The sequence below is a fragment of the Flavobacteriales bacterium genome (assembly GCA_016712535.1).
GTDB lineage: Bacteria > Bacteroidota > Bacteroidia > Flavobacteriales_F > PHOS-HE28 > PHOS-HE28.
This window is the reverse complement of record JADJQW010000004.1, coordinates 40,490-54,805: the sequence shown is the minus strand read 5'-3', so window position 1 is coordinate 54,805 and position 14,316 is coordinate 40,490. Positions and strand designations below refer to the sequence as shown.

Genomic DNA, 14,316 nt, shown 5'->3' with positions numbered 1-14,316 from the left:
TGCTATCACTAGTGGAGGTCATCTGCGATTGCCCTGAACTCCTTCAACGCCGCCTCTAGGTCTTGCACGATCTCCGCCGCCAGCACCCCCGGCTCAGGCAGGTTGGCACTGTCCTCCAAGCTGTCGTCCTTCAGCCAGAAGATGTCCAGGCTGGCCTTATCGCGGGTCATGATCTCGTCGTAGCTGTACTTGCGCCAGCGGCCTTCCGGTGACTTGTCGCTCCATGTCGCCTTGCGCTTGTGACGGTCTGCAGGGTTGTAGCACTTGATGAATTCCGTGAGGTCTTCGAACTGGAGCGGGTCGGTCTTCAGCGTGTGCTTGATGTTGGTGCGGTAGTCGTAGATCCATACGTCCTTGGTCCAGGGGGTCTTGGCGCCGGGCTTGTTCTCGAAGAAGAGCACGTTCGCCTTCACGCCCTGTGCATAGAAGAGGCCTGTGGGCAGACGCAGGATGGTGTGCAGCTCCGTGGTGCGCAGCAATTGCTTGCGCACGGTTTCGCCGGCGCCACCTTCGAAGAGCACATTGTCCGGCAGCACCACGGCGGCGGTGCCGCCCGGTTTCAAGATGCTGCAGATGTGCTGCACGAAGTTGAGCTGCTTGTTGCTCGTGGTGGCCCAGAAGTCCTGGCGGTTGTAGGTGAGGGCCTCGCGCTTTTCCGTGCCCTCGTCGTTAGTCACCGTCACGCTGCTCTTCTTGCCGAAGGGCGGGTTGGTGAGCACGTAGTCGAACTTCTTCGCAGGCGCCGCGCGCAAGCTGTCATCGCGGGTGATGTCCGCCTCGTGGTCCATGTCGCCCACGTTGTGCAGGAAGAGGTTCATCAGGCACAGGCGCGCCGTGCTGGTGACGATCTCCCAGCCGTGGAAGGTCTCGTACTTCAGGAACTTCAGCTGGTCCTTGTTCAGCTTGAAGTTCTTCGGGTTGGTCAGGTGGTCGTAGGCCGCGAGGAAAAAGCCGCCGGTGCCGCAGGCCGGGTCGGCGATGGTCTTCTCGGGCAGTGGACGCACGCACTCCACCATGGCCCGGATCAGCGGACGCGGCGTGAAGTATTGCCCGGCACCGCTCTTCGTGTCCTCGGCGTTCTTCTGCAACAGTCCCTCGTAGATATCGCCCTTCACATCGGCGCCCAGCAGCACCCAGCTCTCGCCGTCGATCAGCTGGATCAGCTTGTGGAGCTTGGCCGGGTCGGTGATCTTGTTCTGGGCCTTCACGAAGATGTCGCCCAGCATGCCGGTCTTCTTGCCCAGCTCGTCCAGCAGCTTCACGTAATGGCTCTCCAGCTCGGCGCCGCTCTTGCCGCGCAGACTCTGCCAGTCGAAGCCGGTGGGCACTTTGGTGTCGCGCTTGTAGGGCGGCTTGCTGTACTCATCAGCCATCTTCAGGAACAGCAAATAGGTGAGCTGCTCGAGGTAATCACCGTAGCCCACGCCGTCATCGCGCAGGGTGTGGCAGAAGTTCCAGACTTTGTTGACGATGGCGGTGGAGGTCATTCTGCTAGCTTAGGGATTATGACCTTGACGGGAAAATCGACGGATTATAAGCTTGGGCCGACCAAGTCAAATGTTGTAGGTTTGAACCCGCAAAATGCACCTAAGGGTGAAATCGTTGGCGAGGACGGTTCGCTTCTGGGGCCAAAATTCGGCTTTAGATGAACTATCGGATCGTCAAGTACGTTCAACTTTCGGGGAGACGGGCAACGGTTTACACGCTTGTGAGGACCGATGGAAGTGCCAGCCTCTTCGACACCTTGCTGAAGGAATGCGCAACCCAATACCCCAAAGAGACCGAGAATCTGGTCGCCAAGCTGCGCACCATGGGTCAGCAGACCGGCTTGCGCACGGACCTTTTCCGAATTGGCGAAGGCTTGCCGGGCGACTTGGTCGTAGCTGTCTCCGATGATGTGACCGCCACCTTACGCGCCTATGGCATACGATACGGGAACTCGATACTCCTGCTGGGGGCAGGTGGTCCGAAGTTGGTGCGTGCCTGGCAGGATGACCCGAAGTTGAAACAAGCAGCCGAAGAGATGATCGCCATCTCCAAGGCCATGAAAGAGAAAATGCAGAACCGTGAGATCGGTTGGACATCCGACGAGATGGAATGGACCGGTGACCTCACATTAGAATTGGATGATGAGCAAGACACCTGAGCCTTATCGCAGCGCCATCCTGGACGAACTGCTGGCACGCATCACGCCCCAGCAGCAGGAGAAGGTGTCGATCAAGATGCGTGCAGCCGTGCGCATCGCAGATCGCCTCGAAGAACTGCGCATGCAGAAGAAGGAACTGGCCGAGGCGTGTGGCTTGAAGGGTTCCTCCATGGTCACCAAGTGGCTGAGCGGCGGGCACAACTTCACCTTGGATACACTAGTGGACATCGGCCATGCGCTGGGTATGAGCGTTGCCGACCTGCTGCGCCCCGAGGAAGAGAGGGTGGTGTTCTCCACTACGGTCAGCGTGCAAGCACCTGCCCTCTCGCAAGAGCGCCGTACTGTGGCCATGGGCGAAATGGCTTTCGTGAGCCGTTCCTCCAACGCTGCCGGGGCTGTGCCCATGGTGAGCGAACCACTGTACCACTATGGACAGAAGCAACCCTGCTTTGCCTGATGAGCGACGCCAAGCCTCCCTACAAGTACAGCCTGAACCTCCTTCAGCTGAACGAGTCGCACATCCATCCGGTGCCTCCACAGGATGAAGCGGCCTCGGGATTGAACTTCAGCGTGAACCTTGAGAACGCCGTGCATGAGCAGAACGGCTGGGTGCTGTGCAACGTGACCGTTAACATCGTTACCCAGAAGAGCGCCGTGCCCGTGGGTAAGCTCAGTGCAACGGTATCCTTCTCCGTGGCCGACTTCAACACGCTCGTCTACAAGAACGAGCAGGGCATCGCGGTGATCCCGCCCGATCTGCTGGCCACGCTCAACGGCATTGCCATCAGCACCACGCGCGGCATCATGTTCGGCGTGTTCAAGGGCACGCCCTTGCACGGCGCATTGCTTCCGCTGATGGATGTGAAGGCCTTTGCGCCGGAACTCCCACTGGAGGGTAAGTAGGGCACCGCACTATACTGCGCGTGCCATAAATGTGCGGATCCGGCATTTGCTGCATGTCCAGTATAGTGCCGACCGTCGTTCAGCGGGCCTTCTTCCGTTCCCGCAGCACCGCCTTTATCCGCTTCACCTTCTCTGGATCCTCGCCGGTCTCCACATAGCGGGCGGCGATGGTGTGGCAACCATTGCAGGTGCCTTGAAGGGCGATGTCGAACAGATCGTTCACCATCACCCGGTAATTGATCAGGCGGCGGTTCGGCACATGGCAGGTGCCGCAGAAGAAATTGTGCTCCAGCGTGCGCAGCCACTCCTCGTCGCCATCGAAAATGCGCATCAGCTCGAAACGCGTGATCTCCACATCACTTGGGTCTCGACGGTGTTCGGTGCGCTTGGGCATAGTCAGCGGCCGTAGCCCACGCCATCATCGCGCAGGGTGTGGCAGAAGTTCCAGACTTTGTTGACGATGGCGGTGGAGGTCATGGTGTCGACTTGTTCGATGTACTCACTTGATCGGATGAACTGATAGGCTGAAGCATAGCGCGGAACACGACCTCCATGATGGCGAAGACCAGGACCAAGGACAGCAGGTTCACGATGCGCAGGAACAAGATCTCCACCAAGACAAAGGCCAAGAACAGGAACCAGTAGTGCTTCTCTTCCACGAATAGAAGGTGGCCGATGGTCGCGAGCATCCTCCTCCTTGGGGCGGGATGAGAAACGGATCTTTGATCGCTATTCGTCTTGCATTGCTTAAGCAGCGCCCATGTGATACCCGCAAGACAGGCCCAAACAACCAACAGGAAGCCCCAAGAGGCTCGGTGCCCTCCTTCCAACAATTCATGGAGAACCCCGATGACGATAGCGGAACCGTGCATGGCTCCATGCGCCGTTTGGTGGACGTCGCGTTCACCATCGAGGAAATTGCCAATGACGATCACGTGAGGGCCTGATTCTTCCATGCGCTTCTTGAGCATCGCGCGCAGGAATGGTGCCCCTTCATCCTCCATGATCTCGTTGGTGCAACGACCGAGAGGCGTGGCGGCGTTCAGACCTCGCAAAGCCTGCAGTTCGTGCTGATGCGATAGCGAATAGGTGTCGCTTCCGAAGCCTAGTTCATGCCCCAGCCTCTTCAGAAGGCCTTCTGATTCTGGCAGGGTGCCTCCCAGTAGTATCGGATTGAACCAGGTCCGAATGAACCGGTCCACATGTGGCCCATGCTCCCGGGCAGAACCCAACAGCCCACTGAAACGGTCGATGCGCTCCACCTTGTTCATGCGTGTGTACGCGCGGTAAGGCAGGCTCAGCGACAACAACCTATCGCCCTTGACCGAACGCCGAAGCAGTGTATGCTTGTAATAGAGGCCATCCTGTTCCCTTTCCCCCACTTCTCCAAAGGTGCCGATGAGTTCATCGTTGTGGTAGAAGGATACATCACGGCACAGTTGCTCGTCGTGCGCCAAAGCCAACTTTCCCTTCTTGGCCAAGTCAATTAGTGCCGCCTGTAAGGGCTTGTCGTGCGCTGTAGGAATGTCGAAAAGCACATCGACGATGACCATGTCGAACAAGGCCGTGTCAGGCGCCAGGTACTCCAAGAACGAAGCGAGCTTCTCCCGATCGGTAACAGCAACGGATGCGCCGCTGTCGATCTGGTTGGGCGCTGGTATCAATCGCAGGTCCTGGGATACATCGATCAGCGTGCAATTGCGCTCAAGGAACTTCTCAGCCTTCGAACGCGAATCGTGTATGCCTTCCAATACAAATCCACCGAACTCCAAGGAACTGATCTGCTCACCGAACCGCAGCGGCAGGAACGACTGCAAATACACTACGATCGTGGTCAGGGCCAAAGACCACACTAATGTGAACGTTATCGCATTCCGCTGTGACCGCCGGATGAAACCAGCCAGCCCGATGAGGACGACGCCGACGATCAGGAAGAACCCAAGGAAGTGGATCAGCTTTTCCACGCTCAATGGATAAGACCTGCACCTATCAGCAAACGCTCAACATCACTGCGGATGGGAGGACCATAGTATGTCTTGGTGAAGGCTTCTACCCGGTCGACCAGCGCATCCCGGTCCAACCCGGAAGCCTCATTGATCGCGGTGGCAAAGGCGACCAACCGTGTGCGGTCGTAAGCGCTAAGGAAGATGAAACGAGCGGAACCATTCAGCCTTGGCTCTGTGCTGCTGGTCAGGCGAATGTTGCGCACGCAGGTTGTGTCCTGTTCACCAGGACCCGAGGAGGAACAAGGATCCCGGAGCACATGCAGGGCAGGGTCACTCTTTCGCTTCCTGATGGAGGGCATCACCATCTGCTCATCGTTCTGCACGGTGATATACAACTGCCCCGGCCCAGCACCACGTAGTCCCGCAAAGTCCAAAACCAAGGAATCGACCACGACCAAGCTGTCGCTCCAGAAGACATTCAACTGCTCAGGACGAGAGAACTTCAACTGACTATCCCCTCGGACCACGGTGTACTGCACTCCCTTACCAGGTTTGACCCGGTCCACACGATCAAGGACGAAAGGTTGCACTCCATCCTTGGCGACCAATGTGATCGCCGCCTGTCGGGGTAAGTCCTTGCCGAGAGCCGTCCGCAACGCATGCAAAATGGAGGTCTCTGAAGTAGCACCGTCTTGAACTATGCGGAGCTCCACCGCTTTCTCCTGTGCCCGTGTGAATGGAGGCGGTAGCTCAACCCGCGCCGCTTCGACCTGGGCAGACGCCGTCCACGGAAGGAGGAATACGGCCATGCACAACCCGATCCGCTGCAATTGCCCTAGGGCATTCAACGAGCGAAGGGATGTCCTGCCAACTGTGCGGGCGTTCATCGGGCCACGATATTGAAGGAAGCCCAATAGCGGGGGGAAGCGTATTCCGGCATCGCGGCGAAGTGCCGCTGCGTGCTGCGCAGCGCCTCGAACGCATGGCGTTCCTTGCCGCTCCATCGCCGATAGAACTCCTGCATGAACATGGTGGTGAATTTATCATCCACCTTCCAATAGGATACCATCACCGCTTTCGCGCCGACGATGAACAGCGCACTCTGCAGCCCATCAATTCCGTCCGATGTGGCCACGGTGCCTTGGCCGGACTGGCAGGCGCTCAGGACCACCAGCTCCGTCTTGGACAGATCCATATCAGCGATCTCGGCCGCGCTCAGCAAACCATCATCAAGCGCAGCAGAACGGGTTCCGTTCGCGAGGTAATCACCGCTGCCTGCAAGCAACAAACCTGATCGCAATAGGGGGTCGCGGCTGAACGAGGAGAGCGAATCATTCAAGCGGTACATGCTCATGAGCTCGTCCTCATTCTGCTCGAAGAAGCCGTGTGTGGCAATGTGCAACAGGTTCACTTTGCCAAGGGACCGCACGTTCGCTTCCGTTGCATCAACCCCGAGGAAGGTCTTTACCGCCCTTTCGTTCATGGCTACAAGAGGCGCGTCCTTCACGATACGAGCTGAGGCTTCTATCTCGGGTTGCGTATGTGGCAGTGCCTTCACTCCGTCCTTACCGGTGAATTCCCGCACCTCGCCCTGTGCGGTCGAAATGCGTGCGGCATTGGTCACATTCGCCTCGCGGGACGCATTGCTTGAATAGTACGTTGGTGCGCCGAAGAACGCAGCCTCCCTCACGTAATCGAAATAGCCGGTGACCTCCTTGTAGCGCAGCGCGTGCATGCCATGTACGTGCTGTATGCTTCGATCCTCACAGAAGCGTTTCGAGCCTTCCCAGAGGTAGGACCAATTGAGCAGACCCAAAGCACCATCGCCACATACATACACCAAGGATGTCTTTCCCAAGGCCGCGCTCAGGGGCGCTACCAGCGCATCGCTCAACGCTTGGATGGCTTCCGGGGCATCCTTGCCTTGCGTGTGCCGCTCATTCACAACGGCAATAAGGGAGTCGATGCGCTCGGCATCATTAACGCGGATGACTGTGGGTACGCCCGTGTTCCGGCGTACCATGAGCAAGTAAGCCGGTTCATAGGCGGTCAGCCCGGCATCGAACAGGTGGACGCGATGTGCATCGATCACCGCGGTCTTGGGATTCAAGGCTGCTTCCACCGTGAACCGGTCTACATAACCAGGCTGATCCCGAACGTCCTTCATCCATTCCCGGTAGAGGAGGGAGAGCAGTGCCTCTTGGGCGCTGAGGGTGTCCTCCAGCGAGCGCGCGCGTTGGAGCATGGAGGCGGTAGCGCTCCTGTCGGTCATGATCCGACCGATCTCCTTCTTGGTGCGGTGCCAGTCAGCATATGCTTCATCATAGACCTCATCCGTGAAGCCCATCCGCTTATCGTGTGCCGCTTGGATCTGTGCGCTGGCCACCTTCAGTTTCCTGCTGTCCAGAATGGACAGGAGCTGTTGCTCCTTGCCCGGCAGTGCCAACAATGCGGTCAATTCCAACGCATCGGCACTTTCATAGGCCCCCAAAAGGTCCCGGGTGTTCCGCGACGAAAAGGCTGCAAGACCCTCATTGCGATAAGTGTTCGTTACCGTGCGATGGGAGGCAAGGGTCCGTGCTGCTGCTTCAGGATCGCCCTGCGCCAGTTGCAACTTGCCCCGCATGTAAGCCAGCTTGGGACGCATGATTCGCCAGGTGAGCGGTATCCGCTCGGCTACGTTCAACAGCGAATCGCACCGCTGATAGTGGCCGGTCGAAAGCCAGTATTCGAACCATGTGGCCGTGTACGCCGCGTACATGCCACCGTAAGATTCCGGCGTGCGACCGCGCATGCCCATCAAGTGGTAAGCTACCTCGGCCTTGCGCAAGGTGGAGAGCGCGGAATCCGGTTCCCCTGCACTGGTGCGCAACAAGGCTTGCCCGCATGAGCACTGTATGTAACGCATTCTTTCTTCGTTCGTCCTCCCGTTCATCTTCGGACAATCGACCGAGTAGATGGAATCGAGGTAGGCATAGGGCATGGCGACGCAATTATTCGTCGCATAGTCCAGATAGTGGCTCGCATAATTCGTTGCGCCGATGGCATAATCAACGTTGCTCGCCTTATAGCGCTTGCCAAGGGCCAGGTACGCACGCTTATCCAGTTCCAGAGCGGCGGAAGATTTGCCAAGGCCGGCGATGGCATGCGCGTAAGCGATGTCCGCGACGTTCTCATCCCGAACGGTGGAACTGTACCATTTGGCAAAGGCACGATCGAACTTGTAGAAGTGCTCGCACCAGAATGGATCAAGTACCGTCCAGTTGTACAGGGCAGCGTGGTTGAGAAAGCGGGAGTATGCGCCCAGGTCGGTGACCCGGTCGAAAGCCCCCAGTTCCGGGGCGCCCAGGAGGGCCTTGCCTTCGGTATCGGGCACGGTACGATACGCCGGGTTGTAGTATGCGAGCCCACGACGAACGACCTCTTTCACGGTGGCTTCATCTTGCGCCTGCATGTAGAAGGTGAAGAGGTCCGACAGGCCGACCCTGTCGCGCCCCAACGTGGGATCCGCCAACAATTTGGTCTTCACTTCCTTGGCCAGCTCCAACCCTTCTTCCCGGCGCCCTTGCAAGAGTCGGGCGTAGGCGCACTCCATGACCGCATCCAGGTAGTATGGATCGTTCTTGCCAAGGCTATTGGCCAGCAGTTGCCGGGCACGATCGGCCGCAGCCTCGTGTTTCGCAAAAGCCATGCACCCCCGGTACCTGTCCGCATCGTAGTAGAACTGGATGCCGGCAATGCTGTCGCGTTGGAATGCGGGCAGCGAACTTGATCTATGCTCGGAGTAATGCGCGGCATAGGTCGTGTCCGCTTGGGCTTCCGCCAGATCCAGCCTGCCCTCGGTGAGGTACCTGCTGTACAGGCTCTGCTTGGGTGCGGTGCACCCTAGTACCAACATCGATCCAAGGAGGCACGATCCGGAAAAGGCGGTGATGCTATGTCCCATTGGAGTGCCTTGCATTCTTATGTCTCCTGATAATTCCCCTTGATCTTCTGCGCCATCACTGACTTCTAGCATCCGAGGTCGCGACCAAGGCCCACGCCATCATCGCGCAGGGTGTGGCAGAAGTTCCAGACTTTGTTGACGATGGCGGGGGAGGTCATGGGCCGTTATTCGAGCGACAAGATCGGCACAACAAGCCAAAGACGGCGGCTATCTTGCTCTCATGACCACCATCGAGGACGAAGCACTTCAACTGTTGCGAAAGTCCGTCGGTACGCCGACCGCGGAATTCCGCGATGGCCAGTTGGAAGCCATCGTCGCGCTTGTGCGCGATCGCAAGCGCCTGCTGGTCGTACAGCGCACGGGTTGGGGCAAGAGCTCGGTCTATTTCATCGGGGCGAAACTGTTGCGGGAGAAAGGTGCTGGACCCACCCTTATCATCAGTCCCCTGCTTTCGTTGATGCGCAACCAGTTGCTCGCTGCGGAGCGCATGGGGATAAAGGCCGTAACGATCAACAGTGCCAACAAGGAAGAACATGATGCCGTGATCACCGCAGTGCTTGCGAACGAGGTGGACGCGATCCTGATAAGCCCGGAACGGTTGGCGAACCAACGCTTCGTGGATGAAGTGCTGCTGCCCATCGCGGCGCGCATCGGCATGCTCGTGGTGGATGAAGCGCATTGCATCAGCGATTGGGGGCATGATTTCCGGCCGGACTATCGACGCATCGTTTCCATCCTCAAACGGCTGCCCGGCAACCTCCCCGTTCTGGGCACCACGGCTACGGCCAACGATCGGGTGATCAAGGACCTGCAAGACCAACTCGGGGATATCACCATCGAACGGGGCACCCTGGTGCGGACAAGCCTCGGACTTGATGCACTCCGCCTGCCGGACCAAGCTTCGCGGCTGGCCTGGCTCGCGCACTACCTGCCCAAGCTACCGGGCTCCGGGATCATTTACACGCTCACCACGAAAGACGCCGAACGCGTTGCGAAGTGGTTGCAACAATGCGGCATCACAGCCGAAGCCTATCATGCGGGAATCGCCGCCACGGACGATGCGGATACCAACACGCGCCGTGCGCAGCTGGAGGACGCGCTCCTGAACGGGACGCTCAAAGCGCTGGTGGCTACCACGGCTTTGGGCATGGGCTTCGACAAACCCGACCTCGGTTTCGTCATCCACTACCAAGCACCCTCATCCATCATCACCTACTACCAGCAGGTGGGCCGCGCCGGGCGAGCCATTGACAAGGCCTACGGGATACTGCTGGCCGGTGACGAGGATGAAGAGATACACGCCTACTTCCAGGAGAACGCCTTTCCGGCCGCCAGCACCGTTGCGCGAATTCTCGCCCCTACTGGAGAAGGTCGACGCCATGGCCCAATGGCAGATCGAACAGGTGATCAACTTGCGTTACGGCCAGATCGAACGTGCGCTGAAGTTCCTCGCGATGGAGCAGCCCGCACCAGTGGTGCAGGAAGGCTTCAACTGGAAACGCACCGCCGTTCCGTTCAAGCTGGATACCGAACGAATCGAACGGCTCACCGCACAACGCAAGCGCGAATGGGAACAGGTCCACTTGTACCTGGAACACAAGGGCTGCTTGATGAACTTTCTGCAAGCCGCATTGGACGACACTGGCGTGACCTCGTGCGGCCGCTGCTCCAATTGCCTCAGCAAGCATTTCCGGACCGAGCTTGATGCCACCACCATTTCCAAGGCCGCCTTGTTCCTGAAGCATGCTGAGTTCGAGTTGAAATGCCCGACCCGTGTGCCGCCCGGCACCTTGACCGGGCTATCGGAGAAGGGCAAACTCCTGCCGCACCTGCGACCAGAGTTGGGCCGTGTGCTCTGTCGCTGGGGCGACGCCGGCTGGGGAAAGCTGGTGGCCGCACAGAAGCACGCCAACCGGTTTGAGGACGACCTCGTGGATGCTATGACCGAGATGATCACCCAGCGTTGGCGACCAGAGCCGTTTCCGGAATGGCTCACCTGTGTACCTTCATTGAACCACCCGCACTTGGTGCCCGACTTCGCCCAACGACTTGCCGTACGCCTCGGCATCCCATTCAGGCAGGTCGTGTCGAAGACCAAGACCAACGAGCCGCAGAAGCTTATGCAGAACAAGCACCACCAATGCACCAATCTGGAAGGCGCCTTCGCCATCAACACGCCTTTGCCGGAAGGTCCTGTCCTCCTGGTGGACGATGCGGTCGATTCCGGTTGGACCTTTGCCATCATCGCCGCGCAACTGCGCCAAGCCGGAAGTAACTTGGTGTATCCCGTGGCGCTTGCCAGTACTTCGCACGCCTGACCCATGGACCTACGACCGGACGACCATGTGACCCTGCTGCTCACCGCGCACCTGCCCGGTGGGGGATCCGTGCATCCGCTCGCACCGGGCGAGTGGTCGCGCTTGGCTGCATGGTTGAGCGCGCAAGGCATGAAGGCCAGCGACCTGCTCGTGGGCGATCCCAAGCATACGCTCGCAACGTTCCAGGACAAGGCCGTTACGTTGGAACGGCTCCTTCCCTTGCTCGACCGGGGTTTCCAAGTGGGCCTGCTTCTGGAGAAATGGCAGCGTGCGGGTCTATGGGTCATCACGCGCTCATCGGCTGATTACCCCAAGCTGCTACATGAACGATTAGGCGACCAGTCGCCGCCAATCTTCTATGGCGCAGGCGACCGCAAGAAGCTCGACACGAAAGCCCTCGCGGTGATCGGCTCGCGCAATGCGGCGGAAGATGATCTCCACTTCGCTCGGCAATTGGGCCATTCAGCCGCGCAACAAGGTTGGACCATCGTATCGGGCGGTGCCCGTGGCGTGGACGAAGCTTCCATGCGCGGTGCTATCGAAGCGAACGGCACCGTGATCGGCGTGGTGGCCGACAGCTTGTTGAAGACCGCTACCAGCCACAAGTACCGCGATGCCATCCAACGCAGCGACATCGTGCTGCTCTGTCCCTTCCACCCCGAATCGGGCTTCAGTGGGGCGAACGCCATGTCGCGCAATAAATATGTCTACTGTCTCAGCCGCGCGGCCGTGGTGGTGTGCTCCGATAACGGCAAAGGCGGCACATGGGCCGGTGCCACCGAAGACCTGAAGAAGAAGTGGGTGCCCGTGTGGGTAAAGCACCAGGCCGACCTGCGCTCGGGAAACCGGGCCTTGGTGGAGCGTGGTGCATTGGTGCTACCCGATGCGGACCCGCATGCTTTGCGCATGGAGGAGCTGGAACGCGGTTCGCTAACCGCGCACGAATTGTTCGCGGGGCAACCGGCCGAAGTGCACGAACCACCGGTGGCTTACGAGAAGCCCAAGAAAGCAGCGCCAGTGAAGAGCAACGGAACAGCCACGGCACATTCCGAGACCGATGACATGGAAGCCGTGCTCAAAGCCCTGACCACACCCATGACGGACAAGGCCCTCGCCAAGCACCTCGGTATGACCACCGAGCGCATCGACAAGCTGCTCGAGCACTTAGTACACCTGAACAAGGTGGAACCGCCTGTGGGGCGCAAGAAGAGCTACAAGTTGGCGGAGCCCGACTTGTTCAGCGCGGGTTGAGGCTCACAACCCCTCATAATACCCCCTGATCTTCTTCGCCATCAGCACCTTCCGCTCCTCCAGGAAGTCGTCGTAGTCCTTCACGTCGTAGCCGAAGATGCCATCGGGGATGCAATTCTCGCGCAGGCTCTTCTTCAGGTCGGCTGCATTGCGCAAGCCGCTCACGCCATCCTTGCCCTTCTCCACTTTATCGGCCACGGCGGTGAAGTAGGCGGCGGGTGTGCGGTCGCCGATCTTGATGTTGCCCGGCTGGTCCATGAAGGTGAGGTTGCTCAGGCGGTTGTATTGTGTGCGGCCCATGCCGTGCTTCTTCAGCAGCGCCTTCGGGAAGATGTGGTGGATGTCACCGCGTGTGAGCAGCATGTCGTGTACGGTAAGGTGGCGGCTGAAGAGGCCGTGGTCCTTGTGGTTCACTTGCGCGGCCAGGTACACGCCGTAGAACGGACTGCTCACTTGCGGACTTTCCATGTGACCGGGTAGCACGCTGTTCCAGAAGGCATCACTGAGGTCACCGGCCTCGATCTCGCTCAGGTAGTCGCTGGCGTTCTTCTCGTTCAAGCGCTTGATGTCCCGGTCGAAGCGGCTCTCGAAGCTGCCTGTAGCCCGCTCGGTGAGGATGCTCATCACGTACCAGCGGCGCACCAGGCTTTGCAGTTCATCGCCGCGGTCCATGCCCTGGCGGCGCAGGTGCAGGTAGAGCAGGTAGGCGAAGTTCACCGCGTTCTGGCTACGCATCAGCTTGGCGTGGATGAAGCCCGCGGAGCGCAGGATGAGGGTGAAGAACTTGAAGTCGCTCTCGTTGATGAAGCGGGTTACGCCCGCGTTGAGGCGCTGGAACGAATGCTCCACCACGCTCTCTTCGAAGGTGCGCTTCTCGAAATCGCGGCCGCTCAGCAGGCTCACCAGGTCGCTCATCTTGCCCCGGCCGAACTCCACGCCGCTCGCCACGCGCAGCATGTCGGTATAGTCCGGGTCGTAGAGGTCCTCGGTCTCGTTGCGCAGCCACTTCATGGCCTTGAAGTGGTCCGTGGCGGCGAACTCCGCGTCGTGTTCCTTGATGTGGTCGTAGTACTGCGGCTCCTTGCACAGGTGGCAGAAGTAATCGATGGCCTTGCGCAGCAGTGGGCCGCCGTGCGTTTCGTTGCTGGCGATCTTGCTCATGGCGAAATCCGCCTGGCTCAGCACCACGCCCTTGCTGTTGATGCGGATGAAGATCTCCGTCACCGTCTCGATATCCAGGTCGGCGTTCAGCTCGATCACGCCGATCTGCCGCTTGGCCAGGTTGGCCAGCTGGCCCAAACTGCGCTCCACCACCTCGGGGTCCGCGCCGGGGTTGGCGGCGGTGTACTCCTTGTTCAATTTGATCAGCGAAAAACCGCTGCTGAAGAACACGCTGATGTCCGGCAGCCAGAGCTTGTCCTTCTGGATGATGGGCGTTTGCACCTCGAAGCGCTCCTCCAGCGGGTGGAAGGCGATCTTGATCTTGATGCGGGCGTAGTCCTGGTCCACCACGTACTCGTCCATCAGCGCGGCGCGCAGGGCGGTGATGCGCTGCTGCCCATCGATCAGGATCTTCTTGCCCTCACCGAGGTTGCCGTTCTTCAACCGGATCGTCGGGTTCTTCCACGTGATGATGTAGCCCACCGGATAGCCCCGGTAGATGCTGTCCATCAGGTCGCGCACCTTGCTCTTGTCCCAGACGAAGGGCCGCTGGATCTCCGGTATGGCGATCTCGCCCTCCTTCACCCACGAGAGCAGGCTTTCGATGAGGGGTTGTTGGATGGAGTATTTCTGGGTTTGCATTGT

Annotated in this window: 10 protein-coding genes and 1 pseudogene; 5 read left to right on the top strand and 6 right to left on the bottom strand. The window is 59.2% G+C overall.

The genetic code is table 11. The features are described 5' to 3' along the window. Positions 1-8: 8 nt before the first annotated feature. The gene (locus tag IPK70_14780) at positions 9-1,487 is read right to left on the bottom strand and encodes an SAM-dependent DNA methyltransferase (GenBank protein MBK8228424.1); all 1,479 of its coding nucleotides are present in this window, start codon (positions 1,485-1,487) and stop codon (positions 9-11) included. Between the two features lie 158 nt (positions 1,488-1,645). Here IPK70_14780 and IPK70_14775 point away from each other — a divergent pair, with 158 nt between their 5' ends. The 3 genes from IPK70_14775 to IPK70_14765 are packed head-to-tail and all read left to right on the top strand — an operon-like array spanning position 1,646 to position 3,049. Next, on the top strand, positions 1,646-2,146 hold the full coding sequence (locus IPK70_14775; protein ID MBK8228423.1) for a hypothetical protein: 501 nt from the start codon (positions 1,646-1,648) through the stop codon (positions 2,144-2,146). Further along, entirely contained in the window at positions 2,130-2,603 is a 474-nt protein-coding gene (locus IPK70_14770) for a helix-turn-helix transcriptional regulator (GenBank protein MBK8228422.1), read from the top strand. The genes IPK70_14775 and IPK70_14770 overlap by 17 nt, the downstream gene beginning before the upstream one ends. Further along, the gene (locus IPK70_14765) at positions 2,603-3,049 is read left to right on the top strand and encodes a hypothetical protein (protein MBK8228421.1); all 447 of its coding nucleotides are present in this window, start codon (positions 2,603-2,605) and stop codon (positions 3,047-3,049) included. Before IPK70_14770 ends, IPK70_14765 begins: the two co-directional genes overlap by 1 nt. 79 nt (positions 3,050-3,128) lie before the next feature. On the opposite strand, the gene IPK70_14760 is transcribed toward IPK70_14765, so the two are convergent. From IPK70_14760 to IPK70_14745, 4 genes are all read right to left on the bottom strand, one after another. After that, positions 3,129-3,443, bottom strand: coding sequence for a hypothetical protein (locus IPK70_14760; protein ID MBK8228420.1), 315 nt, complete (start codon positions 3,441-3,443; stop codon positions 3,129-3,131). 79 nt (positions 3,444-3,522) lie between these two features. Further along, entirely contained in the window at positions 3,523-5,013 is a 1,491-nt protein-coding gene (locus IPK70_14755) for a hypothetical protein (GenBank protein MBK8228419.1), read from the bottom strand. Positions 5,014-5,015: 2 nt separating this feature from the next. Beyond that, positions 5,016-5,804, bottom strand: a complete 789-nt coding sequence (locus IPK70_14750; GenBank protein MBK8228418.1) for a hypothetical protein — start codon at positions 5,802-5,804, stop codon at positions 5,016-5,018. Positions 5,805-5,878: 74 nt separating this feature from the next. Further along, positions 5,879-8,893 (bottom strand): CHAT domain-containing protein, encoded by a 3,015-nt coding sequence (locus IPK70_14745; protein MBK8228417.1) that lies wholly within the window; start codon positions 8,891-8,893, stop codon positions 5,879-5,881. 268 nt (positions 8,894-9,161) lie between these two features. On the opposite strand from IPK70_14745, the pseudogene IPK70_14740 reads away from it, so the two are divergent. Continuing rightward, a pseudogene (locus tag IPK70_14740) lies at positions 9,162-11,259 on the top strand (RecQ family ATP-dependent DNA helicase). Positions 11,260-11,262: 3 nt separating this feature from the next. Further along, complete coding sequence (locus tag IPK70_14735) at positions 11,263-12,510, top strand: DNA-protecting protein DprA (protein MBK8228416.1); 1,248 nt, start codon at positions 11,263-11,265, stop codon at positions 12,508-12,510. Positions 12,511-12,513: 3 nt separating this feature from the next. On the opposite strand, the gene IPK70_14730 is transcribed toward IPK70_14735, so the two are convergent. Then, entirely contained in the window at positions 12,514-14,313 is a 1,800-nt protein-coding gene (locus IPK70_14730; GenBank protein MBK8228415.1) for a DUF262 domain-containing protein, read from the bottom strand. Between the last annotated feature and the right edge of the window lie 3 nt (positions 14,314-14,316).

Excerpts from the sequence above, each read along its gene's own strand:
- IPK70_14780 (MBK8228424.1), bottom strand. The coding sequence starts at position 1,487 with ATGACCTCCACCGCCATCGTCAACAAAGTCTGGAACTTCTGCCACACC.
- IPK70_14775 (MBK8228423.1), top strand. The coding sequence starts at position 1,646 with ATGAACTATCGGATCGTCAAGTACGTTCAACTTTCGGGGAGACGGGCA.
- IPK70_14770 (MBK8228422.1), top strand. The coding sequence starts at position 2,130 with ATGAGCAAGACACCTGAGCCTTATCGCAGCGCCATCCTGGACGAACTG.
- IPK70_14765 (MBK8228421.1), top strand. The coding sequence starts at position 2,603 with ATGAGCGACGCCAAGCCTCCCTACAAGTACAGCCTGAACCTCCTTCAG.
- IPK70_14760 (MBK8228420.1), bottom strand. The coding sequence starts at position 3,443 with ATGCCCAAGCGCACCGAACACCGTCGAGACCCAAGTGATGTGGAGATC.
- IPK70_14750 (MBK8228418.1), bottom strand. The coding sequence starts at position 5,804 with ATGGCCGTATTCCTCCTTCCGTGGACGGCGTCTGCCCAGGTCGAAGCG.
- IPK70_14745 (MBK8228417.1), bottom strand. The coding sequence starts at position 8,893 with ATGTTGGTACTAGGGTGCACCGCACCCAAGCAGAGCCTGTACAGCAGG.
- IPK70_14735 (MBK8228416.1), top strand. The coding sequence starts at position 11,263 with ATGGACCTACGACCGGACGACCATGTGACCCTGCTGCTCACCGCGCAC.
- IPK70_14730 (MBK8228415.1), bottom strand. The coding sequence starts at position 14,313 with ATGCAAACCCAGAAATACTCCATCCAACAACCCCTCATCGAAAGCCTG.